At 66.5% G+C, this 21,159-nt stretch carries 19 protein-coding genes and 1 pseudogene; 12 read left to right on the top strand and 8 right to left on the bottom strand.

What is annotated here, in order from left to right; translation table 11 throughout:
* Positions 1 to 8 precede the first annotated feature (8 nt).
* The 5 genes from QFZ36_RS09460 to QFZ36_RS09480 all read left to right on the top strand — a co-directional run bounded on the left by QFZ36_RS09460 (position 9) and on the right by QFZ36_RS09480 (position 6,230).
* Positions 9 to 1,091 carry an ABC transporter ATP-binding protein gene (locus QFZ36_RS09460; protein WP_306635839.1) on the top strand — a complete coding sequence of 361 codons (1,083 nt, stop codon included), beginning with the start codon at positions 9 to 11 and terminating at the stop codon, positions 1,089 to 1,091.
* Positions 1,088 to 2,464, top strand: a complete 1,377-nt coding sequence (ggh, locus tag QFZ36_RS09465; protein ID WP_306635841.1) for a glucosylglycerate hydrolase — start codon at positions 1,088 to 1,090, stop codon at positions 2,462 to 2,464. The genes QFZ36_RS09460 and ggh overlap by 4 nt, the downstream gene beginning before the upstream one ends.
* Complete coding sequence (locus QFZ36_RS09470; RefSeq protein WP_306635842.1) at positions 2,461 to 3,450, top strand: N-acetylglucosamine kinase; 990 nt, start codon at positions 2,461 to 2,463, stop codon at positions 3,448 to 3,450. Before ggh ends, QFZ36_RS09470 begins: the two co-directional genes overlap by 4 nt.
* 26 nt (positions 3,451 to 3,476) lie before the next feature.
* Complete coding sequence (locus tag QFZ36_RS09475; RefSeq protein ID WP_306635843.1) at positions 3,477 to 4,661, top strand: ROK family transcriptional regulator; 1,185 nt, start codon at positions 3,477 to 3,479, stop codon at positions 4,659 to 4,661.
* 177 nt (positions 4,662 to 4,838) lie between these two features.
* Complete coding sequence (locus QFZ36_RS09480; protein ID WP_306635845.1) at positions 4,839 to 6,230, top strand: MBL fold metallo-hydrolase; 1,392 nt, start codon at positions 4,839 to 4,841, stop codon at positions 6,228 to 6,230.
* A gap of 92 nt (positions 6,231 to 6,322) precedes the next feature.
* Here QFZ36_RS09480 and QFZ36_RS09485 read toward each other — a convergent pair whose 3' ends face one another.
* The 4 genes from QFZ36_RS09485 to QFZ36_RS09500 form a co-directional block, all read right to left on the bottom strand.
* The gene (locus QFZ36_RS09485) at positions 6,323 to 7,363 is read right to left on the bottom strand and encodes an NAD(P)-dependent alcohol dehydrogenase (RefSeq protein ID WP_306635847.1); all 1,041 of its coding nucleotides are present in this window, start codon (positions 7,361 to 7,363) and stop codon (positions 6,323 to 6,325) included.
* A 116-nt stretch (positions 7,364 to 7,479) separates the two neighbouring features.
* Positions 7,480 to 7,881, bottom strand: a complete 402-nt coding sequence (locus QFZ36_RS09490) for a (R)-mandelonitrile lyase (RefSeq protein ID WP_306635848.1) — start codon at positions 7,879 to 7,881, stop codon at positions 7,480 to 7,482.
* Between the two features lie 22 nt (positions 7,882 to 7,903).
* Complete coding sequence (locus tag QFZ36_RS09495; protein WP_306635849.1) at positions 7,904 to 8,227, bottom strand: carboxymuconolactone decarboxylase family protein; 324 nt, start codon at positions 8,225 to 8,227, stop codon at positions 7,904 to 7,906.
* The gene (locus QFZ36_RS09500; protein WP_306635851.1) at positions 8,220 to 9,512 is read right to left on the bottom strand and encodes a multidrug effflux MFS transporter; all 1,293 of its coding nucleotides are present in this window, start codon (positions 9,510 to 9,512) and stop codon (positions 8,220 to 8,222) included. The genes QFZ36_RS09495 and QFZ36_RS09500 overlap by 8 nt, the downstream gene beginning before the upstream one ends.
* A gap of 94 nt (positions 9,513 to 9,606) precedes the next feature.
* On the opposite strand from QFZ36_RS09500, the pseudogene QFZ36_RS09505 reads away from it, so the two are divergent.
* The 7 genes and pseudogenes from QFZ36_RS09505 to QFZ36_RS09535 all read left to right on the top strand — a co-directional run bounded on the left by QFZ36_RS09505 (position 9,607) and on the right by QFZ36_RS09535 (position 17,664).
* Positions 9,607 to 10,489 (top strand): annotated as a pseudogene (locus QFZ36_RS09505) (helix-turn-helix transcriptional regulator).
* A gap of 600 nt (positions 10,490 to 11,089) precedes the next feature.
* Positions 11,090 to 12,211, top strand: a complete 1,122-nt coding sequence (locus QFZ36_RS09510) for an ABC transporter substrate-binding protein (RefSeq protein WP_306635853.1) — start codon at positions 11,090 to 11,092, stop codon at positions 12,209 to 12,211.
* Positions 12,208 to 13,071, top strand: coding sequence for an ABC transporter permease (locus QFZ36_RS09515; RefSeq protein ID WP_306635855.1), 864 nt, complete (start codon positions 12,208 to 12,210; stop codon positions 13,069 to 13,071). The genes QFZ36_RS09510 and QFZ36_RS09515 overlap by 4 nt, the downstream gene beginning before the upstream one ends.
* Positions 13,047 to 13,865 (top strand): ABC transporter ATP-binding protein, encoded by an 819-nt coding sequence (locus QFZ36_RS09520; protein WP_306635858.1) that lies wholly within the window; start codon positions 13,047 to 13,049, stop codon positions 13,863 to 13,865. Before QFZ36_RS09515 ends, QFZ36_RS09520 begins: the two co-directional genes overlap by 25 nt.
* Positions 13,866 to 13,889: 24 nt before the next feature.
* Positions 13,890 to 15,269, top strand: coding sequence for an LLM class flavin-dependent oxidoreductase (locus QFZ36_RS09525; RefSeq protein WP_306635860.1), 1,380 nt, complete (start codon positions 13,890 to 13,892; stop codon positions 15,267 to 15,269).
* Positions 15,269 to 16,636 carry an LLM class flavin-dependent oxidoreductase gene (locus QFZ36_RS09530; RefSeq protein ID WP_306635861.1) on the top strand — a complete coding sequence of 456 codons (1,368 nt, stop codon included), beginning with the start codon at positions 15,269 to 15,271 and terminating at the stop codon, positions 16,634 to 16,636. The genes QFZ36_RS09525 and QFZ36_RS09530 overlap by 1 nt, the downstream gene beginning before the upstream one ends.
* Entirely contained in the window at positions 16,633 to 17,664 is a 1,032-nt protein-coding gene (locus QFZ36_RS09535) for an aldo/keto reductase (RefSeq protein WP_306635863.1), read from the top strand. Before QFZ36_RS09530 ends, QFZ36_RS09535 begins: the two co-directional genes overlap by 4 nt.
* On the opposite strand, the gene QFZ36_RS09540 is transcribed toward QFZ36_RS09535, so the two are convergent.
* From QFZ36_RS09540 to QFZ36_RS09555, 4 genes are all read right to left on the bottom strand, one after another.
* The gene (locus QFZ36_RS09540) at positions 17,613 to 18,395 is read right to left on the bottom strand and encodes a hypothetical protein (protein ID WP_306635865.1); all 783 of its coding nucleotides are present in this window, start codon (positions 18,393 to 18,395) and stop codon (positions 17,613 to 17,615) included. The two genes, QFZ36_RS09535 and QFZ36_RS09540, sit on opposite strands and share 52 nt — an antisense overlap.
* Positions 18,396 to 18,458: 63 nt before the next feature.
* Positions 18,459 to 19,271 carry a phosphatase PAP2 family protein gene (locus QFZ36_RS09545; RefSeq protein ID WP_306635866.1) on the bottom strand — a complete coding sequence of 271 codons (813 nt, stop codon included), beginning with the start codon at positions 19,269 to 19,271 and terminating at the stop codon, positions 18,459 to 18,461.
* A gap of 32 nt (positions 19,272 to 19,303) precedes the next feature.
* Positions 19,304 to 20,221 carry a DUF817 domain-containing protein gene (locus QFZ36_RS09550; RefSeq protein ID WP_306635869.1) on the bottom strand — a complete coding sequence of 306 codons (918 nt, stop codon included), beginning with the start codon at positions 20,219 to 20,221 and terminating at the stop codon, positions 19,304 to 19,306.
* The gene (locus tag QFZ36_RS09555; RefSeq protein ID WP_306635871.1) at positions 20,214 to 21,020 is read right to left on the bottom strand and encodes an oxygenase MpaB family protein; all 807 of its coding nucleotides are present in this window, start codon (positions 21,018 to 21,020) and stop codon (positions 20,214 to 20,216) included. The genes QFZ36_RS09550 and QFZ36_RS09555 overlap by 8 nt, the downstream gene beginning before the upstream one ends.
* Positions 21,021 to 21,159 lie beyond the last annotated feature (139 nt).

Here is a 21,159-nt window from a genome sequence, read left to right on the forward strand (position 1 = left end):
AGCCGATCATGGCTGATATCCAGATCTCAAACCTCGTAAAGACCTATCCGGGCGGATCCGAACGGGCCACCGACGATGTATCCCTGCAGATCCAGGATGGCGAATTCACCGTCCTCCTGGGCCCCTCCGGCTGCGGCAAGACCACCCTGCTGCGCATGATCGCGGGCCTTGAACTACCTGACTCGGGCTCCATCTCTATCGGTGGCCGGGATGTCACCTACCTGCCGCCCAACAAGCGCAACCTCTCCATGGTGTTTCAGTCCTACGCTGTATTCCCCCACCGGAAGGTCCGTTACAACATCGGTTTCGGGCTGCGCATGGCAAAAGTCCCGGCAGAAGAAATCGAGCGGAAAGTCCAGTGGGCGGCGGACCTGCTGCAGCTTGGCCCGTACCTGGACCGGCTTCCCGCCAACCTGTCCGGCGGTCAGCGCCAGCGCGTCGCCGTCGCCAGGGCCATTGTGATGGATGCCGACGTCCTGCTCATGGATGAGCCGCTCTCCAACCTGGATGCCCTGTTGCGCCTGACCTTCCGCTCGGAACTTAAAAAGATCGTCCAGGATCTGGGCACCACCACCGTCTATGTCACCCACGACCAAAGCGAGGCCTTGTCCCTCGGCGACCAGGTGGCCGTGATGCGCAAGGGCCGGATCGCACAGCTCGGTGACCCGCTGGACGTTTACGATGCGCCGGCGGACCGCTTCGTGGGCGGCTTCATCGGATCCCCGCCCATGAACTTCATGGACGCCGCGGTCAGCCACGACGGCGGCACCCTGGTCCTGGGCGAACAACAGCTCATGGCCCCGTCCATCCTGAGGTCCTTCGCCGGAAGGAACGTCCTGCTCGGCGTCCGGGCCGAAAACGTGACGGTCAGCAACGAACGTTCCTCCGGCGACGTCGCCGCCACCGTCCTGGTGGTTGAACCCATGGGCTCGACCATCCTCCTGACCGTGGAAGTGGACGGCCACATCCTCAAAGTCCAGGCGCCGCCGACTTTCCGGACGGCACCCCACAAGACAATCTGGCTGGGCTTCGCCCCCAACACCATGCGCGTTTACGACCGCGAAACCTCGATGGCACTGGAGGCCAATTGAACCCCGTCACTTCCGTTTCCAAGGAACAGCTCCGCGCCGCCGCCATCGAGGTCCTTCGCCTCAATGACCTCGGCACCATGACCAGTGCCGCACCAAACCTCTACCCGCACATGTGGAGTTGGGATGCCGCGTTCGTAGCCATTGGCCTGGCCCGGACCAGCGTGCCGCGCGCCGTCACCGAGCTCCGGACCCTGCTCAACGCCCAATGGTCCACCGGAATGATCCCCCACATCGTGTTCAGCGATAACGACACCGGCTATTTTCCCGGCTTCGACCGCTGGGGAACGGCGAATGCGGCAGCCCTGCCCGCAGGTGTGAAAAGCAGCGGAATCTGCCAGCCGCCGGTGCACGCGATCGCTCTTCGCCACATCGTTGACCGCGGCCGGGAAAATGGCGGCGCGGACCAGGCAGCAGCCGAAGAATTTCTTGCCGAATCCTTTGACGGCTGGCTCGCGTGGCACCGTTGGCTCGCCACCGTGCGGGATCCCGACGGTGTGGGGCTCATTGAGATCCATCACGGCTGGGAATCCGGCTTCGACAATTCCCCCCGCTGGGACGGCCCCTACGCGCGCGTGGTGCCCGGCGCCGTCGCGCCCTTCACGCGGCGCGACACCCTCCACGTGGCGGACATCAGCGAACGCCCGGACGATGCCGAATACACAAAGTACCTGTGGCTGGTTCAGCAGATGGCGGACGTCGCCTTCGACGACGACGCCGTCCGGCAAGTGGTCGATTTCCGGGTACGCGACGTGTTTTTCTCGGCCATCATGGCCGCTTCCAGCGCGGTGCTGGCCGACCTTGGTGATGAGATCGGAAGGGACAAGGAAGCCGGGGAACTGCGGCTGATGGCGGCCCGGTTTCAGGCCGGGGTGGCATCAACAGTGGATCCTGCCACGGGCCTGGCGAGGGACTACGACGTGCTGGCGGGACAATCGATCGGCACGGAAACAGTGTCCGGGTTCGCGCCGCTGGTATCCGGTGGAGACCCTGCCCTTCTGGCCGCCCAGCGCGAGCTGCTGCAGGGACCGCGGTGGATGGGCTTCCCGGACCTCCGGTTCCCGCTACCGCCCTCGACCTCTCCTGCAAGCGACGCCTTCAGGCCCCGGACCTACTGGAGGGGGCCCGTATGGCCTTTCCTCAACCTCCTGCTTGGCTGGGCCGCCGCCAGGGACGGCGAACCCGGGCTCTATGGCCGGCTCAGGTCCGCTTCGCTTCAACAGTTGGCCGACCTGCAGTTCGGGGAGTACTACGAACCTTTCACTGGCGAACCTTTGGGCAGCCTCGCCCAGGCCTGGACTGCGGCTGCTGCGCTGGAGTGGATGGGAGCCGAGCCTGTCCCAGGACAATCCGAAACCCAAAAGGGCAACCAATGACCGCAGTTCCGATGCCGGCCGCGAGGGCCGACAGATCCCGCTCCAGGCCGGCGCCGCAGGAAAAGATCATCGTTGGCCTGGACATCGGCGGCTCGAAAACCCGTGGCGTCAGGATCGACGGCGGCCGGGTCACCCGGGAAGAGGTTGCGGGGAGCGCCAACGTCCAGAACGTTGACAAGTCCGTCGCCGGCCGGAACCTTGAAGCGCTCATGGCCGCCCTTGGCGGCGCAGAGGCTGACGAGGTGTACATCGGAGCAGGCGGGATCGACACTGACGAGGACGCCGGCAGCCTCCGGAAGCTCGTTTCCCCATGTGCTCCGCGCGCCACGGTGGAAATTGTCCACGACACCAGGCTCATCCTGGCAGCAGCAGGCCAGGACGTGGGGATAGCGCTGATCGCCGGCACAGGCTCCGCCGCGTGGGGCATCAACCCTGCAGGCGAAGAGGCCAGGAGCGGGGGCTGGGGTTACCTCCTCGGCGACGAAGGCAGCGGCTACTGGTTCGGCCGCGAGGCTGTACGCCACAGCCTCCGGCAGCTCAATCTGGGACTTGCGCCCGACGGGCTCACCGAATTGCTGCTGTCCGACTGCGGGCTGGACCGTCCCGAACACCTGATCAGCCAATTCCACACCAACCACGACCGACGCTACTGGGCCCAGCGGTCCAGAGTGGTTTTCGAGGCGGCAGCCCGCGGCCATGTGCTCAGTCAAGCCATCATCCGTGAAGGTGGATGGCATTTGGCGGAACAGGTCCTGCAGGTTGCCCGGCGCCTCGCCCTGGCTGGCCCGGTGATTGTTGGCGGCGGGCTCGGCCTCCACCAGCCTGCGCTTGTGGAAGCATTGAACGCCCATCTGGCCGGAGAAGGGCTGCCTGCCGCCCGGACCCTCGCCGTCGAGCCGGTTTTCGGTGCCCTTCACCTGGCCGGAGCCCTCCTCAACACCACTGCCGGGCCGGCCGCGGGAAGTCCGGAGCCCGCGAGGAAGTAGGCTTGTAAACCGGGAAAGGGGGCGGTGTGACAGTTGAAAGAATGCCTGCAAGCCTGGGCGGGGCAACCTCGCACGGGCATCTTCTGGAGCTGATTCGTTCAGCGGACGGGCTATCGCGCCAACAACTGCTTTCAATCACCGGCATGTCGCGTGCCACCCTTTATGAACGGCTGGATACCCTCACCCGCCGTGGCTACATCTACGAGGCAGAACCCCTCACTTCCACGGGCGGCCGGCCTTCCCGGAAGATCCGCTTCGAGGACCGCGGGCGCGTTGTCCTGGCGCTGACTCTGGGCCAGACCCACGGCACCGTGAGCATCACGGACACCACCGGCCGCCAGCTGCGTTCCGAGACCTTCGAACTGGAGATCAGCGCGCCGGCAGATTCGGTCCTGGCTCCCCTGGTGGACACAGGACGGAAACTATTGGCGCAGGGCACCGGCGAGACCCTGCTGGGTATCGGCGTCAGCCTTCCAGCACCAGTGGAAGCCGGGACCGGGCACGTGAAGCACCAGACCACCATCCCCGGATGGTCCCCCGATTCAGTGGTGCAGGCAGTCAAAGCAACCTGGGACCTGCCTCTGGTCATTGAGAACGACGCCCGTGCCGCTGCTTTGGGCGAAAGGGCCAGCGATGCTGAGACCGTTGTCTACGTCAAGGTCGGAACCGGCATTGGCTGCGGCATTGTGGTGGAAGGCTCCATTCTCCGTGGTGCCCATGGATCTGCCGGGGACATCGGCCACATCCGTATGTCCGCCGACGGCCCCCTCTGCCGGTGCGGCCGTCACGGCTGCCTGGCCGCCTACAGTTCGGGGCGCGCGCTCAGGGACAGGCTGGGCCATCTGGGATTAACGAAGCTGGAGGACATCGGCGCTGCAGCGGCGACGGGAAACCCGGAGGTCCTGCAAGCCCTGACTGATGCTGCGGACGTGCTTGGCCGGGCTCTTGCAGCTACGGTCACGACGCTCAACCCTGACCGCCTGGTACTGGGCGGACAGATCGGTGGCCTGCCCTGGTTTGTGGAAAAAGTGTCCTTGCGCGTCCTCACCGACGTGGTGGAGCGGATCGCCGAAGGGATAGTGGTGGAGGCAGGCCATCCAGAGGACCTCGCCGCCTGCCACGGGATCACTACCCTCGTCATGCGTAAGATCTTCGCCCCGGAAGCTGTTGACCAGCTCTTTGCGGATGACGCGGAGAGCGCCGCAGGCTAGGGATCCACCGGCGCATGCCGCGCCTTCAGGTAGAGGGGTTTGCCCCCATCGTCTTCGTTTCACGCCCCGTTTGTGGGAACACCCGCGCGGGGTCCGGTAGCCCCTGCGGGGATTGACGCGTGGGGATTAAGATCGGATCAGGGCCGAATGAACAGCCCTTTTCACAGGAGTGCTGCGATGCTTCTTGAGCGTATTTATGACGAAGACCTCGCCCAGGCCAGCTACCTGATCGGTTGCCAGGCCAACGGAACCGCGATGGTTATTGATGGCCGCCGCGACATCGCCGTCTACCAGCATCTCGCCCGGAAACACGGCATGAAAATTGTGGCCGTCACTGAGACCCACATCCACGCCGACTACCTTTCCGGCACGCGGGAACTGGCAGCAGCCACCGGCGCCACTATCTATGTCTCCGGTGAGGGCGGCCCGGACTGGCTGTACGGCTTCGACGGCGTGCGGCTGTTCGACGGCGCCACCATCAGCTTGGGCAACATCACCGTCACGGCGGTCCACACCCCCGGGCACACCCCGGAGCATCTGTCCTTCCTGGTGACCGACGGTGCCTTCACCAACCAGCCGGGCTACCTGTTCACCGGTGATTTTGTTTTCTCCGGTGACCTGGGCCGGCCGGACCTGCTGGATGAAGCTGCAGGCGGCACCGAAACCCGGTTTGCGGGAGCCAGGCAGCTGTTCGCAAGCCTCGGCGACAAGTTCCTCCCCCTGCCCGACTACGTGCAGGTCCACCCGGCCCATGGTGCCGGCAGTGCCTGCGGCAAAGCCATCGGCGCCATTCCCTCCTCCACGGTGGGCTACGAGCGCCTTTACGCCTGGTGGAGTCCCTTTCTCGCGGCCAACGACGAACAGGGTTTCGTCACCGAACTCCTTGCCGGACAGCCGGATGCCCACGCCTACTTTGGGCGGATGAAACGTGAGAACCGGGAAGGCCCGGCACTGCTGGGAGAGCGTCCACCGCTGAATGAACTGCCTGCCGCGGACGTCGCTGCCGGCATCGCCGCGGACCGGTTGACCATCATCGATACCCGTACCAGCCGGCACGTCCACCACGGCACAGTGCTGCGGTCCCTGAACATTCCTGCCGCAGCGATGGCCAGCTACGGCGCCTGGGTGGTGAATCCGGAGACGGATACAAACCCACTGGTGCTCCTGGCCAAGGACCGGGAACAGGCCCAGGACATGCGGGACCACCTGGTGCGGGTGGGCATCGACAACGTCGTCGGATACGTCCCCCGTGTTGACGGGCTCCCCATGATTACTCCCGTCCTCATCCGCCCCGCAGAGCTGGCGGGCCTGAACGCCGCCGTGGTTCTGGACGTCCGAAACCGCACTGAGTACGCCGCCGGGCACATCCCCGGCTCCCGGCAGCTCAGCGGCGGCCGCATAATGTGGCACCTCGATGAGCTTCCTGCCGGTGGCCGCATCGTCGCCTACTGCAAAACCGGAACGCGGAGTTCGGTTGCGGCGAGCGCGCTGCGCCGCGCCGGGTACGACGCCGTCGAACTGGACGGCAGCTACGCCGGCTGGCATGCCTGGCAGCGGGCACGCGACTAAGTCTCCAAGGGTTAGGGCAAACGCAACGGCGGGCCGGCCCCTGAAGGTGCCGGCCCGCCGTCGAGCGCTTTTTGTTACTGGTGCGTGGCGCCTTAGAGGGTGGCGGTGTCGATCACGAAGCGGTACCGGACGTCCGAGGCAAGGACGCGCTCGTAGGCGTCGTTGATCTTTTCGGCCGGGATGACCTCAATTTCGGCGCCAAGACCATGCTCGGCGCAGAAGTCCAGCATTTCCTGGGTTTCACGGATGCCGCCGATCATCGAACCGGCGAAGGAACGGCGTCCGCCGATCAGCGCGAAGGCGTTGACCGGGAGCGGCTCGGCGGGGGCGCCGACGTTCACCAGTGCGCCTTCGAGGGCCAGCAGCTGCAGGTAGGAGCTGATGTCGATCGAGGCGCTGACGGTGTTGATGATCAGGTCAAAGGTGCCGGCGAGCTCCTTGAAGGTGTTCTCGTCGCTCGTGGCGTAGTAGCTGTCCGCACCGAGGCGCAGCCCGTCCTCCTGCTTTTTCAGCGACTGGGACAGGACCGTCACGTCGGCACCCATGGCGTGGGCGAGTTTGACGGCCATGTGGCCGAGTCCGCCGAGGCCGACGACGGCGACCTTCTTGCCGGGGCCGGCGCCCCAGTGCCGCAGCGGGGAGTACGTGGTGATGCCGGCGCACAGCAGGGGTGCGGCGACGTCAAGGTCGATGCCCTCAGGGATGCGGACCACGAAGTCCTCGGTGACGACGACGTGGCTGGAGTAACCGCCCTGGGTGATGGTGCCGTCGCGGTCAACTGCCCCGTAAGTGCCCACCATGGAGTTGAGGCAGTACTGCTCCTCGCCCTTCTGGCAGTTGGCGCATTCGCGGCAGGAGTTGACCATGCAGCCGACGCCGACGCGGTCGCCCACGGCGTGCTTGGTGACGGCCGAACCTACTTCAGAGACGATGCCGGCGATCTCGTGGCCGGGAACAAGCGGGTACTGCTGCGGGCCCCAGTCGCCGCGGACGGTGTGGATGTCCGAGTGGCAGATGCCCGCGAACTTGATCTCGATCAGGACGTCGTGGGGGCCCACTTCGCGGCGTTCAATGGTGGTTGCAATGAGGTCATCTGCGGCAGACGGGGATGCGTAGGCTTTGACGGTAGTCATGGCTCTCCTGTGGTTTTGGGGGTTCTCTAAAATGCTAGCGGGATCGAAGTCAGGCAAACCGGCATATCGGGCCGGCAGGGGTGGCCCTGTTGGTACTGGTTCTGGCAGTCCTACCCTCAGCGGCCTTCGTACTGGTCATCGGTGACGTGCTCTGCCCAGATGGTGGTTACGGCGGGGTCATCATCGTTCTCGAGGATGGCGATGTGCTCCATGAAGGTTCCGTTGGCCGATGCATGCCAGTGCTCTTCCCCGGGCGGGGTGTAGAGCGTCTGGCCGGGGTGCACTTCGATGATAGTGCCATCACGGCTGCCAAAGCGGGCAACGCCGGCGGTGACGTGCAGGTACTGGCCGCGGGCGTGGGAGTGCCAGGCAGTGCGTGCACCCGGGGCGAAGCGCACCTTGGCGACCACCGCGCGCTGTTCGGGCACATGCGGGACGGCGATCAGGTCCAGCCACACATCTCCGGCGAACTGCTCGGGCGGGTTCTTCACGGTCTCGCGGGCAGGTTCGATGAACATGGTGTTTCCTTTCAGAGGGTGACTATTTGGCCAGGACGCGCTTGGCCAGCATGAGCGCGGACACGGCCTTGGGCCAGCCGGCGTAGAACGCGACGTGGGTGATGGCTTCCTTGACCTCATCTTCGGTGAGGCCGTTGGTGATGCCCAGGGGGATGTGCGCTTCGAGCTGTTCGATGTTGCCGGCGGAGACGAGGCTGCTGATGGTGATCAGGCTGCGGTCCCGCGGCGAGAGTTCCGGCCGCGACCACACCTGCCCGAACAGCACGTCATCGGTCAGTGACACAAACGTGGGCGCGAAATCGCCCATCATCTTTTGCATTGGAGTCTGTTCAGCGTTTTCAGACATCTGCTTTTACCTCCTGGAAGGGATTGGTTTTGGTGTGGGGGCGGGCCAGGACAAGGAGCCCGAACAGGGACAGCAGCGCCCCGCCGATCATGAGCAGGGCCATGGGGACAGCCGTGTCGCTGCCGCCCAGGCCCGCGATGGGGGCGACGACGCCTGCGGTGGTCCACTGCACGAGTCCCAGGACCGCCGAACTGGTGCCGGGATGCTCCGGTACCTCCGCGGAGGCGAGGGCGCCGCCGTTGGTGTTAATCAGGCCCTGCGCCACCATGAGGGCGAAGAAGCTGCCCATGGCCAGGAGCAACGGAGTGGCCCACCACAGCGCTCCGGCGAGCATGGCCGCGCCGGCCGCCAGGGCGATGAGCTGGCCAGCAAAGATAACCTTGCGGGTTGAAACGCGCCCCGCGAGCCTGGCGGAGACCAGTGCGGCGATGGTCATGCCGCCGGCGTTTGCGGCGAACACGATCGAATACATCACCGGCGACAGGCCGTTCATGTTCTGCAGGATGAACGCGGACGTTGCCACGTACGCGAACAGGGCAATAAAGGCCGACGACGCCACCACCACGTAGCCAACGAACCGGCGGTTGGAGAGCACGTCCTTCGCCGCGCGGCCGAATTCAGCCAGCCCGCCCGAGTGGCGTTTTCCGGCCGGGAGGGATTCCGGGACCATGAACAGGGCACAGAGGGTCATGAGGACGCCCAGGCCGGCGAGCGCCCAGAACGTCATCCGCCACCCGGTCAGCTGCAGGATGACCGCTCCGAGCAGCGGGCTGATGATCGGTGCCACGCCGCCGATGCCCATCACAATGTTGAGCACCCGGACCAGCTGTGACCCATGGGCCAGGTCGACGATGACGGCCCGGCCGATAACCATGGCCCAGCCGCCCCCAAAGCCCTGCAGGAAGCGGGCGATCATCAGGATCCCGATGTTCGGGGCAAGGGCGCAGGCCACCGATGCCGCCACCATCAGGACGGTGCCCGCCACCAACGGCAGCCGCCGCCCGCGCTGGTCGCTGAACGGTCCGCCCACAAGCTGTCCCAGCCCCATCCCGGCGAAGAACGTGGTCAGGGTCAGCTGCACCGCGGAGGCTGTGCTGCCGAACTCCTCGGACACGCGCGGAAAGGCCGGGACGTACATGTCGGTGGCCAGGGGTGCCACAGCCGTCAGGAAGATGACGGTGGCAACCAGCGTCGCGGAAACGGCGCCGGCCTCGGGGGCACGCGTTGCGGTTGGCAGCATGGAAAAGGACTCCATCTGGTTGATGACGAAAGGGGATAGTTCCATCAAAGCGCCTCCCGGAAGTCCTAGCGAGGGCCCTGCTGAAACGGGTTATGGCAGACCCTCCTTACGGGTTGGCCATTCGTCGTAACGTGTCCCTATGGATAACCGAGCCGAGGTACGGCAGTTCCTCTCCACCCGCCGTGCACGCATCACCCCCGAGCAGGCTGGTATCGAACCATACGGCGGGCGGCGCCGCGTGCCCGGGCTCCGGCGCGAAGAAGTGGCACGCCTCGCCGGCGTCAGCGTTGACTATTACACGCGGCTGGAACGCGGCAACCTCACGGGTGTCTCGGACAGCGTCCTCGACGCGATCGCCCGGGCCCTGGAACTGGACCGGGCCGAACACGACCACCTCTACGACCTGGCACGCTCATCCAACACGTCCGGCCGCAAGCGTGCCGCGAGCGCCGTGCCGGCCCGCGTGCGCCCGGAACTCCAGTACCTCCATTGACACCATCACGGCAGCGCCGGCCTTCATCGGAAACAACCGCATGGACATCGTGGCCGCCAATACCCTGGGCTACGCGCTGTATTCGGACATGTACCGCGGCCCGTCCCGGCCGGCGAACCACTCACGCTTCATTTTCCTCGACCCCCGGGCCCACAACTTCTATGTGGACTGGGAGCGGGCAGCAGCCACCAACGTGGCCATCCTCCGCCGTGAGGCCGGGCGAAACCCGCACGACAAGGGCATCGCGGAGCTGGTGGGTGAACTGTCCATGCGCAGCGACGATTTCCGCACGCGCTGGGCAGCCCACAATGTCCGCCGGCACTACGCCGGGACAAAGTTCTTCCAGCACCCTGTGGTGGGACTGCTCGAACTGAATTACCAGGTCCTCGGGCTGGAAGAGGACCCGGGGCATTCACTCACGGTCTACCCCGCTACCCCGGGAACGTCCTCTGACGAAGCCCTCAAGCTCCTCGCCTCGTGGGCGGCAACCGAGAAAATCACAGAACTGGCGCAGGCCCACGCGGGCTGACTAAGAGCCCCCGGCGCCCGGCTCCGACGCCCTCGGTTCGGGTTCATAGCCGATCAGCCGGTGGAGACCATGGCGGTCAATGACCTGGCCGTCGGAAGCGCGCCGGGGGTTTAGGCCCAACCCGTTCCTGCCAGCCGTCCAGTCACATTAACCTCCGTTGCGGATCATGGCGCAGGATTGCCCGGTTTGTCCTTCCGATGGCGCCATATGTAGCGCCGTTTCCTCACATTGAGTGTCTTTTGCAAGGTGCTGGCCAAGGCCTCGATAACCGTGCTTAGGTGTTTCCACGGCCTCAATCGGCCACACTAAACAGCAGTAGAACCAAGCAGAAACGAACAGGAGGACCCGATGCCGGAACCCATCATCCGCAGCCAAGGCACCCGCCCCTTCCGTTCCTTCTGTTGCGCCACGCACCGAATGTGCGCCATGCGCAGTGCCCTGCAGCGGCAGCTCCCCCGCTGCTGACTGCAGGCTGACAGCGCGCATCACCCCCGGTTTCCCAAGTTCCACTCCGGGCCCTCTTCGAGGGCCAGCTCGGCCGTGCCTTCCTTCCGCCTTCGCATGCCACTTTTCCCACGCCAATCCTCCGAGAGGCCACCCATGACTTTCGCCGCATCCTCACCGCCGCCGTCCGCCATCAGTCCCTCAACCTTCACCCGCCGCCGCGCCTTGGGCGCCTTCCTGGCACTGCCCGCACTCGGGCTCCTGACCGCCTGCGGAGGCTCTGCCACAGCCGGCAACCCGGCTGTTGACCAGGCGTCGCTGGCGCCCCTGGCCACGTCCGTTCCCGCCGAAACCACCATCAAAGTGGGCGACCCCACGGTGAAGGTGGCCCTGGAACTCTCTGGACTCAACAAGGAGCTCGACGGCTTCAAGGTGGAGTTCGCAAACATTTCCGGCGGACCGCAGACCACTGAGGCGTTCCGTGCCAACGCCCTTGATGTTGGTTCCGTGGCGGACATCCCGCCCATCCACGCCACCTGGACCGGGCTCGATGTCCGCATCATTGCCAGCGCCTACCGCCAGGACGCGGTGAACCACCCGATCTACGAGCTGGGCATCGCCCCCGGAGCCGGCATTTCCTCCCTGCAGGAGCTGCGCGGAAAGAAGATTGCCTACAGCCCGGGCCAGGCGCAGGGCGCACTGGTGCTGCGGATCCTTGAAAAGGCAGGCCTTGCCCAGGACGACGTCAAACTCGTTGAACTGCCCAGCACCGGTGACACCTACTCCACCGCGCTGGCCAGCAAGCAGGTGGATGCGGCGCCGCTGGGCGGGGTACAGATCAAGCGTTACCTCGCCAAATACAAGGCCGACGGCGGCACCACCCTCCGGCACGGCCTGCGGGATGATCCGGGGCACCTCTACTCCCCCGCCAAAGTCCTCGCCGACCCCGCCAAGGCCGCCGCGCTGGCCGCCTACGTGAAGGTGTGGGGCAAGGCCCAGCGCTGGATCGAGGACCACCCCGGGGAGTGGCTTGAGGGCTATTACGTCAAGGACCAGGGCCTGTCCCGCGAAGACGGCCAGTACCTGATCGACGCCGCCGGCAAGCGGGACGTTCCCACGTCCTGGGCCGAGGGCATCGAGCGGCACCAGCAGACCATCGACCTGCTCGCCCGTGAACAGAAGAAGCCGCAGCTTAAGGCCGGGGACCTCTACGACACGCGCTTCGAGGCCATCGCCGGCACCGCCTTTGCCGAAGCAGCGAAGGGTGGTCCAGCATGAGCGCCGCCCCCGTACTGGAACGTCCCGCCGTCGAACCCCACCAGGACCCGGCCCTCGCGGGACGCGAAGATGTGCGCCCCACCGGCCGCCGGCTTGGCCCGGGACGCCGGCGGCGGCTGGCGTGGCTGCTGGGCCCCTCGGCCCTGCTGACACTCTGGACCATCAGCTCGGCCACCGGCCTGCTGGATCCGAGGATCCTCTCCGAACCCTGGACCGTGGTGGCCACCGCCGGCGAACTCATTGCTGATGGCAGACTGCAGGAAAACCTCGCCATCTCGGCCCAGCGCGCCGGCCTGGGGCTCTTCTTCGGCATCGTCGTCGGCGCCCTGCTGGCCCTGCTGTCCGGGCTGAGCCGGGTGGGTGAGGCACTCATCGACGGGCCGGTGCAGATCAAGCGTGCCATCCCCGGCCTTGCCCTGATCCCGCTCCTCATCCTGTGGTTCGGCATCGACGAGACCATGAAGGTCCTCACCATCACCCTCGGCGTTTTCGTTCCCATCTACCTACAGACCCATGCCGGCCTGCGCGGCATCGACCTGCGCTACGTGGAACTCGCCCAGACCGTGGGCCTGAGCCGCGCCGCCTTCATCCGCAAGGTGGTCCTCCCCGGCGCCCTGCCCGGCTTCTTCCTGGGCCTGCGCTTCGCCGTCACCGGAGCCTGGGTGTCCCTGGTGGTGGTGGAACAGATCAACGCCACCAGCGGCATCGGCTACATGATGGAGCTCGCCCGCACCTATGGCCAAACCAACATCATCGTCCTCGGACTGGCCGTCTACGGCATTCTCGGCCTGATTTCCGACGGCGCCGTCCGCTTCTTCGAACGAAAGGCCCTCTCATGGCAGCGCACCCTGGCGGGTTGACCGCCGTCGCCCCTTCCGGCACAGCAGCACCCGCCGTCGTAAACCCTGCCGTCGTAAACCCTGTCGGTAAGCCCTCCTCCGGCGCCAGCGGCGCGGTGTCCGTGCGCGACCTGATCCGCAGCTTCGGCCCCAAAGGCGTCCTGAACGGCGTGGACCTGGACATCGCACCGGGCGAATTCGTCGCCCTCCTCGGCCCCAGCGGCTGCGGCAAGAGCACCCTGCTGCGGGCACTGGCCGGGCTGGACCACGACGTGCGCGGAAGCGGCATCATCAACGTCCCCGAGCGGGTGTCGGTGGTCTTCCAGGATTCCCGGCTCCTGCCGTGGGACACAGTGCTGGGCAACGTCACCCTGGGTTTGCGGGAGCACGACGCCGAGACGCGGGCACGCAAGGCCCTCGCCGAAGTGGGACTCGCCGGCCGCGAGAAGTCCTGGCCGCACGAACTGTCCGGCGGCGAACAGCAGCGCGTGGCGCTGGCCCGGTCGCTGGTCCGCGAACCTCAACTGCTGCTGGCCGATGAACCGTTCGGCGCCCTCGATGCCCTGACCCGGATCAAGATGCACGGGCTGCTGCGCGATCTGGTGGCCGCCCACCGGCCGGCCGTCCTGCTGGTCACCCACGACGTGGACGAGGCCATCGCCCTCGCCGACCGGATTGTGGTGCTGGACAGCGGCCGTGTGGCCGCCGTCCACCCTGTTGCGCCGGACATTGGCACGGCAGCAGACGCCGCCGGGCACGAAGCACTGCGCCGCGGACTCCTGGCTGACCTCGGCGTCGTCGGCGCCTCCCACTAAGTTCCCCACCCAAAGGACAAATCCATGACTTCCGAACACCCTTCCGAGCAGCGCAGACTCCACCTCAACGCGTTCCTGATGAGCACCGGTCACCATGAGGCGTCGTGGCGGCTGCCGGAAAGCGACCCGCAGTCCAGCACGGACATTGAGCACTACAAGCACCTGGCCCGCACGGCCGAACGGGGCAAGCTGGACTCGATTTTCTTCGCCGATTCTCCCGTCCTTTTCGGCGAGGTGGGCCGCCGGCCGGCGGGCAAGCTTGAGCCCACCGTGCTGCTGACCGCCATCGCCGGCGCCACAGAGCACATCGGACTGATCGCCACGGCGTCCACCACGTACAACGAGCCGTTCAACCTGGCCCGTCGCTTCGCCTCCGTCGACTGGGTCAGCGGCGGCCGCGCAGGGTGGAACGTGGTGACCACTGCCGGGCCGGACGCCGCCCGAAACTTCGGTGTGGATGACCAGCCCGCCCATGCCGTCCGGTACGAGCGTGCCGCCGAGTTCATTGAGGTGGCGCAGAAGCTGTGGGACAGCTGGCAGGACGACGCCGTGCTCGCGGACAAAGCCGAAGGCGTGTGGGGCGACTCCGAAAAGATCCGCGTCATTGACCACGAGGGCAAGCACTTCAAGGTCCGCGGACCCCTCAATGTGCCCCGCTCGCCGCAGGGGCACCCGCTGATCGTCCAGGCCGGATCGTCTGAGGACGGCAAGGACCTCGCAGCGCGGTACGCGGACGCCGTCTTCACTGCCCACCAGACCCTCGCCGATGCACAGGAGTTCTACCGCGATCTGAAGACGCGCACCGCCGCCACCGGCCGGGACCCGGAGACCATCAAGATCCTGCCCGGCATCGTGCCCGTCATTGGCGCCACCGAGGAGGAAGCCCTGGAACTGGAGCGGGAGCTGGACCGGCTGATCAAGCCCGAGTACGCCCGGATCCAGCTGGCCAAGACGCTGCGTGTGACCCCGGAGGACCTGCCCCTGGACCGCCAGCTCCCGGAGGACCTGCCCAGCGAGGACGAGATCGAGGGTGCCAAGAGCCGCTACACGCTGATCGTGCAGCTCGCCCGCCGCGAACAGCTCACGGTCCGTCAACTGATCGGCCGCCTGGGCGGCGGCCGCGGGCACCGCACCTTCACCGGAACGCCGGTCCAGGTGGCGGACGCCATCCAGGAATGGTTCGACGGCGGCGCGGCGGACGGTTTCAACATCATGCCGCCGGTGCTGCCCTCAGGGCTGGAAACGTTTGTGGACCAGGTAGTTCCGATCCTCCAGGAGCGCGGCCTGTTCCGCACCGAGTACACGGGCACCACGCTGCGGGAGCACTACGGCCTGGAACGCCCGGCCAACCGCTTCGCGGGCGACACCGCCCCGCAGCTGGCGTCGATCGGTTCGGCGTTCTGATGGGCAGGCAGCTCAAGCTCAACCTGTTCATCTACCCGGGCGGACACCACGAGGCCGCCTGGCGGCACCCGAAGTCCCACACTGACCGGCTGCTGGACATCCGCTTCTACCAGGAGCTGGCCCAACGGGCGGAGGCCGCGAAGCTGGATGCCGTGTTCTACGCAGACGGTCCCGCGCTGGAGAACAACGTGCAGTACGCCACCAGGTTCCGGATCGAGCCGTTCACCTGGCTGTCCGCGATTGCCGTCGCCACGGAACGGATCGGCCTGATCGGCACCGCCAGCACCACCTACCTGGAGCCGTACAACGCCGCCCGGCTGTTCGCATCGCTGGACCACCTCAGCAACGGCCGCGCAGGCTGGAACATCGTGACCACCGGAGCGGAGCGGGCAGCCCGGAACTTCGGGCTGGATGAGCACCCGCCGCATGCCGAGCGCTACTCCCGCGCGGACGAATTTGTCCGTGTGGCGGGCAAGCTGTGGGACAGCTGGGAGGACGATGCCGTGGTGGCCGACGCCGACAGCGGGGTTTTTGCGGACACGTCACGCATCCATCCGATCGAGCATGAGGGCGAGTACTTCCGTGTGGAAGGCGCGCTGAACACGCCGCGGTCCCCGCAGGGCCGGCCAGTGTTTGTGCAGGCCGGGTCCTCGGCCGACGGCAAGGCCTTCGCCGCCCGGCACGCCGAGGCCGTATTTACGGCCCACCAGACCCTGGAGAGTGCGCAGGGGTTCTACGCCGACATCAAGGCGCGGGCCGCGGCGAACGGCCGGGACCCGGGACAGCTCCTGGTCCTGCCGGGCATCAGCCCCTACCTGGGCTCCACGGAGGCGGAGGCGCGGGCGCTCAAGCAGGAGTTCGACGAGCTGACCCAGCCGGAGTACGGGCTGGGGATCCTGCGCAAGCTGCTGGGGGTTGACCTGGACGGCGTAAAACTGGACGAGGCCTTCCCGCCGGAGCTTTTGGCCGCTGCAGGGCGGGCTGGCAGCCGCAGCCAGCTGCTTTTGGAAGTCATCCGCCGGGAGAACCCCACCGTCCGCCAGCTGCTGCACCGGTTTGCCGGGGCCCGCGGGCATTACGTTTTCGCCGGAACCCCGGTCCAGGTGGCCGACGAAATCCAGCGCTGGTTCGAAGACGGCGCAGCGGACGGATTCAACATCATGCCGCCCTGGCTGCCCGGCGGCTTCGAGGCCTTCGCCGATGAGGTGGTGCCCATCCTGCAGTCCCGCGGCCTCTTCCGCACTGAGTACACGGGCCGGACCCTGCGCGAGCACTTCGACCTTGACCGTCCTGAAAGCCAGTACAGCGCGGACAGCAACCAACCCGCAAGCCAGTACAACAACCAACTCCTGGGAGCCTCCGCATGACCGAATACCGCAACCTTGGGTCCACCGGCCTCAAGGTCAGCCCGCTGACGCTGGGCACCATGATGTTCGGGGCCATCGGCAACCCGGACCACGAGGATTCCATCCGCATCATCCACCGTGCCCTGGACTCCGGCATCAACCTGGTGGACACCGCGGACGTCTACTCCAAAGGCGAGTCCGAAGTCATCGTGGGCAAGGCGCTCAAAGGCCGCCGGGATGAAGTGGTGCTGGCCACCAAGGTCCACGGCCGCCTGGGCGAGGAAGTGAACCAGGCGGGGAACTCACGCCGGTGGATCATCCGCGAGGTGGAGGACAGCCTGCGCCGGCTGCAGACCGATTGGATCGACCTCTACCAGGTGCACCGGCCGGAACCGGACACGGACATCGACGAAACCCTCGGGGCGCTCACGGACCTGGTGCGGCAGGGCAAGATCCGGTACATCGGCACGTCCACGTTCGAGCCGGGGCAGATCGTGGAGGCCCAGTACGTGGCGCGTGAACGCCACCGCGAGCGGCCGGTCACCGAGCAGCCGCCGTACTCCATCCTGGCCCGCGGCATTGAACGCGAAGTGCTGCCGCTGGCCCAGAAGCACCGGCTCGGCGTGCTGCCGTGGAGCCCCCTGGCTGGCGGCTGGCTGTCCGGCAGGATCAGGCCCGACGGCGCCCACAGCACCTCCAGCAGGGCCGCGAGGCAGCCGGAACGGCACGATCCGTCGTCGTCCGAAAATGCCCGCAAGACCCAGGCGGTACTGGAGCTGACCGAACTCGCCGACCAGGCGGGCCTGTCCCTGATCCACCTGGCGCTCGGCTTTGTACTGGAGCACCCGGCTGTCACGTCCGCGATCATCGGGCCGCGGACGCTGGAGCACCTTGAAGGGGCACTCGGCGCCGACAAGGTGAGCCTGTCCAAGGACGTGCTGGACCGAATCGACGAGATCGTCCCGCCCGGCACTACCCTGAACCAGGCCGACGCCGGCTACCGGCCGCCGTCGTTGACCGACCCGTTGCTGCGGCGCCGGAGCCGCTGAGGACCGGTGTTGCCGGGCGGCCGGACGACGGCGGGAAGCTCCCGCCGTCGTCCGGCCTGCTCACTGAAACGGCCCACAGCCCGGCGGGCCTCGCCCTCCAGGACGGGATCATCAGCGGTGGCGCGGGCGTAGGCCCCCACCGCGGTGAGCGCTTCCATCAGCTTCGCGGCCGCCGCCGCGGATCCAGCGTCCGGCTGCAGCAGGACCGCCTCCCGGTCCGCGGCCATCGTGGCCGCAAGGTCCTGCACGACGACGCGCTGCCGCAGGTCCCGGATGCGCTCCACCTCCACGAGCCTCTCGCGAAGCGGCCACAACCCGATGAAGCGGGTAAGCCATGCCCTGTGCCGTTTCTTGTGCAGACGCCCCTGCCAGTGCGGGTAATAGGTGAGTACCAACGTAACCGGGATCAGGAACAGCAGCACCCACACTACCCAGTCGGCGTCGCCAGGGTCAGGGCCTTCCCACGCATGCTCCAGCTCCCAATACAGCCCGCCGATGGCCATGCACGCCAGGATCCAGCTGACACCCAGGATGTCACGGCGCCGCCTTTGGCCCTTCGTGGCGTACTGGACGGGCGCCGGTTCGGTGGCGGTCCGCACCTCAGCGGCGGTGAGGCCGGTGTTCAGGGCAGTGGAGGTCCCGGCATCGGGCAGTCCCGACCGGTCCGGTACTTCCACAAAAACCGGCGGAAGCTCCGCCTGCTGTGCAGGCAGGTTGGATTGCTCGCCCATTATTCCCCCATCAACAGCGCCCGGACTGGCCCCTCGAGTATAAGGTTCTGCGGGTTATTCCGATCAGGCCGGGTGCACCCGGGTGGTGAGGTAGAGGCGGTGGGCGGTGATGACCAGCGAGAGCCACGCGGCTCCCAGCGCCCAGGCTCCCAGGACGTCCGTGAGCCAGTGGTGCCCGAGGTACACCCGGCTTAGCCCCATCGTGGCGGCGAAGATTGCTGCGGCCACCGCCGTGAGTGCGCGGGCGCGGGCAGATTTGAGGCGCAGGATGATCAGGTATGCCACGATCCCCGCGATCACCACGGAATTCAGGGAGTGGCCGCTGGGGAATGAAGCGGAATATTCGTAGGGCGGCACTGCGTCGGCCAGGTCCGGCCGGGTCCTGCCCACCAGTTCCTTGCCGGCGATGGTCATCAACAGCGACCCGAGCCCGGCCACGAGCATCAGGATGACGGGAGTCCAGGACCGCCGCCGCCAGGCCAGAAAGGCCATAACGGCCAGGGCCAGTACGGGCATTCCGACCGTTCCGCCCACGTCCGTATAAGCGGTGAGCAGGAGATCCAGGGTTGGGGACCGGAGTGTTTTGGCACCGTCCAGGACGGGGTGGTCCAGCCCTGCCACGCCGTCGGCTTCCACCACGGACTCATACACTTGGGCGAAAACCGCCGCCAGCGAAACGGCCAGCACCGCGCCAACAATCAGGGTGAGGACCAGCGCGGTGTGGGAGCCCAGCAGGCTGCTGACTCGTTTAACTACTGACGCCAGGAACCGGCCCGGCTTGGTATCCCACCTGGTAAGGTCCTGCCCGCCGACGAAGCGGTCCTGCTGGACTTCACCGGTGACGCCGGTCTCGGCCGGGTTCTTGCCTGTAACCATTTCCTGGGTCCTCCCCTGCGGCAGATTAGGAATTAGTAAGCAAGCTTACCTTGCCGCTCGGCGGGCTCCTCCTGCCCTTCGCCGTCCGGAGGCTGGGGTCCACTGTCCGGAGGACGGGGTTTGTAGACCCAGGCCACCAGCACCACCGAGATGATCATCAGCAGGAACCAGGAGACCAGCTTGTCCAATGGCACCGGGTGCCAGCCATTGACCTGGCTGGGGTACAGCCACGCGCCGGACCAGGTGGCGATGTTCTCGGCGATCCAGATGAACAGCGCCACCAGCAGGAAGGCGACGACCAGCGGCATCCGGTGGTGCTTCCGAAACACCCGGAAGTGCATCACGCACCGGCCGAAGATGATCACGACGGCGGCGAGCAGCACCCAGCGCAGGTCCCAGACGTAGTGGTGGCTGAAGAAGTTGACGTAGATGGCCGCTGCAACGATCGCCGTGATCCAGCGGCGCGGGTAGCCGGTAAAGCGAAGGTCGAAAAGCCGGTACACACGGACCATGTACGAGCCGACGGCGGCGTACATAAACCCGCTGAAGAGCGGCACCGCGCCGATCCGCAGGACGCCCTCGGCCTCGTAGGACCAGGAGCCGACGCCGGTCTTGAACAGTTCCATCACCGTGCCCACCAGGTGGAACAGGATGATCACCCGGAGTTCCCGGAGGGTTTCCAGTTTGAACACGACCATCAGGACCTGGATAAGGACAGCGGCGAGCGTCAGGAAGTCGTTGCGGGCCAGTCCTGCGCTGTCCGGGTACCAGAGCCGTGCGGCCATCAGCACCGCCAGGAGGGCTGCTCCGAAAATGCAGGCCCAGCCCTGCTTAAGGCCGAAGACCACGAATTCGGTCAGCCGGGGGCGGATGCGGCTGGCCGGGTCGCTGTCCAGGAACCGACGTGCGCCGTCGTCCAGGCGCTGCTCCAGCGGGGTGGAATTACGCATTCATAGCCGGGCGCTTGCCGGCACGGCTACTTGCGCGAATTTCGGCGTCCAGGCTGCGCAGGCAGTAGTTCTTGAACCAGTGCCTGATTCCCTGCGGCAGCTTCGGATAAATCACAGCCGTGGTCCTCATCGTGCGGTTGAAGCGGCTCTCGTGGCGGTCGCTCCAAGGGAGGCCAAAGTCCTTCCTAACCTGGTCGGGAAGGAGGCCCGCGGTGAGGAACCTGGCGGACGGCATAATGGCGCGGTACCAGAGCGCTGTGTGCTTGGGATACAGCAGCCCCCGGCCGACGCGCACCCCGCCGCCCTCCGCGCGCAGCGTGGAGATGCGCCCGCTCCAGTAACGGCTGAATGACGCCCGGTCCCCCGGCCACATTCCGGGCGGAACCTGCAGGGCGGTGCCGAGCCTCGCATAGTCCTGGTACATGGCATCGGCCGATTCGTCGTCGAGCGGGCCGTAGATCTTCTCGATGATGGTGATCGCTGTGTCGTAAAGCGTGGCGACCACCCAGAGCTGCAGTTCGGGATCGTAGGCATTGTAGCCCGGGGACTTCCCCTCGGCTTCCCTGCGGACCGGAACGTGGGCGCGGTTCACCCTGCGGCGGACCTCTTTCACCTGCTCATCCGTGCCGTACACAATGGCGTAGACGTACGTGAGGGTGCCCTTGAGCCTGTTGACCGGGCGGCCAACGAACGTGCTGTGCTCGTCAACGCCCCGGCCCACCGCCGGATCGGCAAGCTGCAGGAGGAGAGCCCGTCCCGCACCGGCGAGCAGGATGCCTTCTGCGCCGAACTCAGCCATTCCTCGCACCATTTCAACAGGGTACCGGAGTCGCTGGCTGGCGACGACGGCGGGACCTCCCGCCGTCGTCCGTTTTCAGTTGTGCGCGCTGAATTGGACGCCGGTGCTAAGCCTTGGCTCCGGCTGTTGGCTTGCCATG

The sequence above is a fragment of the Pseudarthrobacter siccitolerans genome (assembly GCF_030823375.1).
In the GTDB taxonomy this organism is placed as follows: Bacteria; Actinomycetota; Actinomycetes; order Actinomycetales; family Micrococcaceae; genus Arthrobacter; species Arthrobacter siccitolerans_A.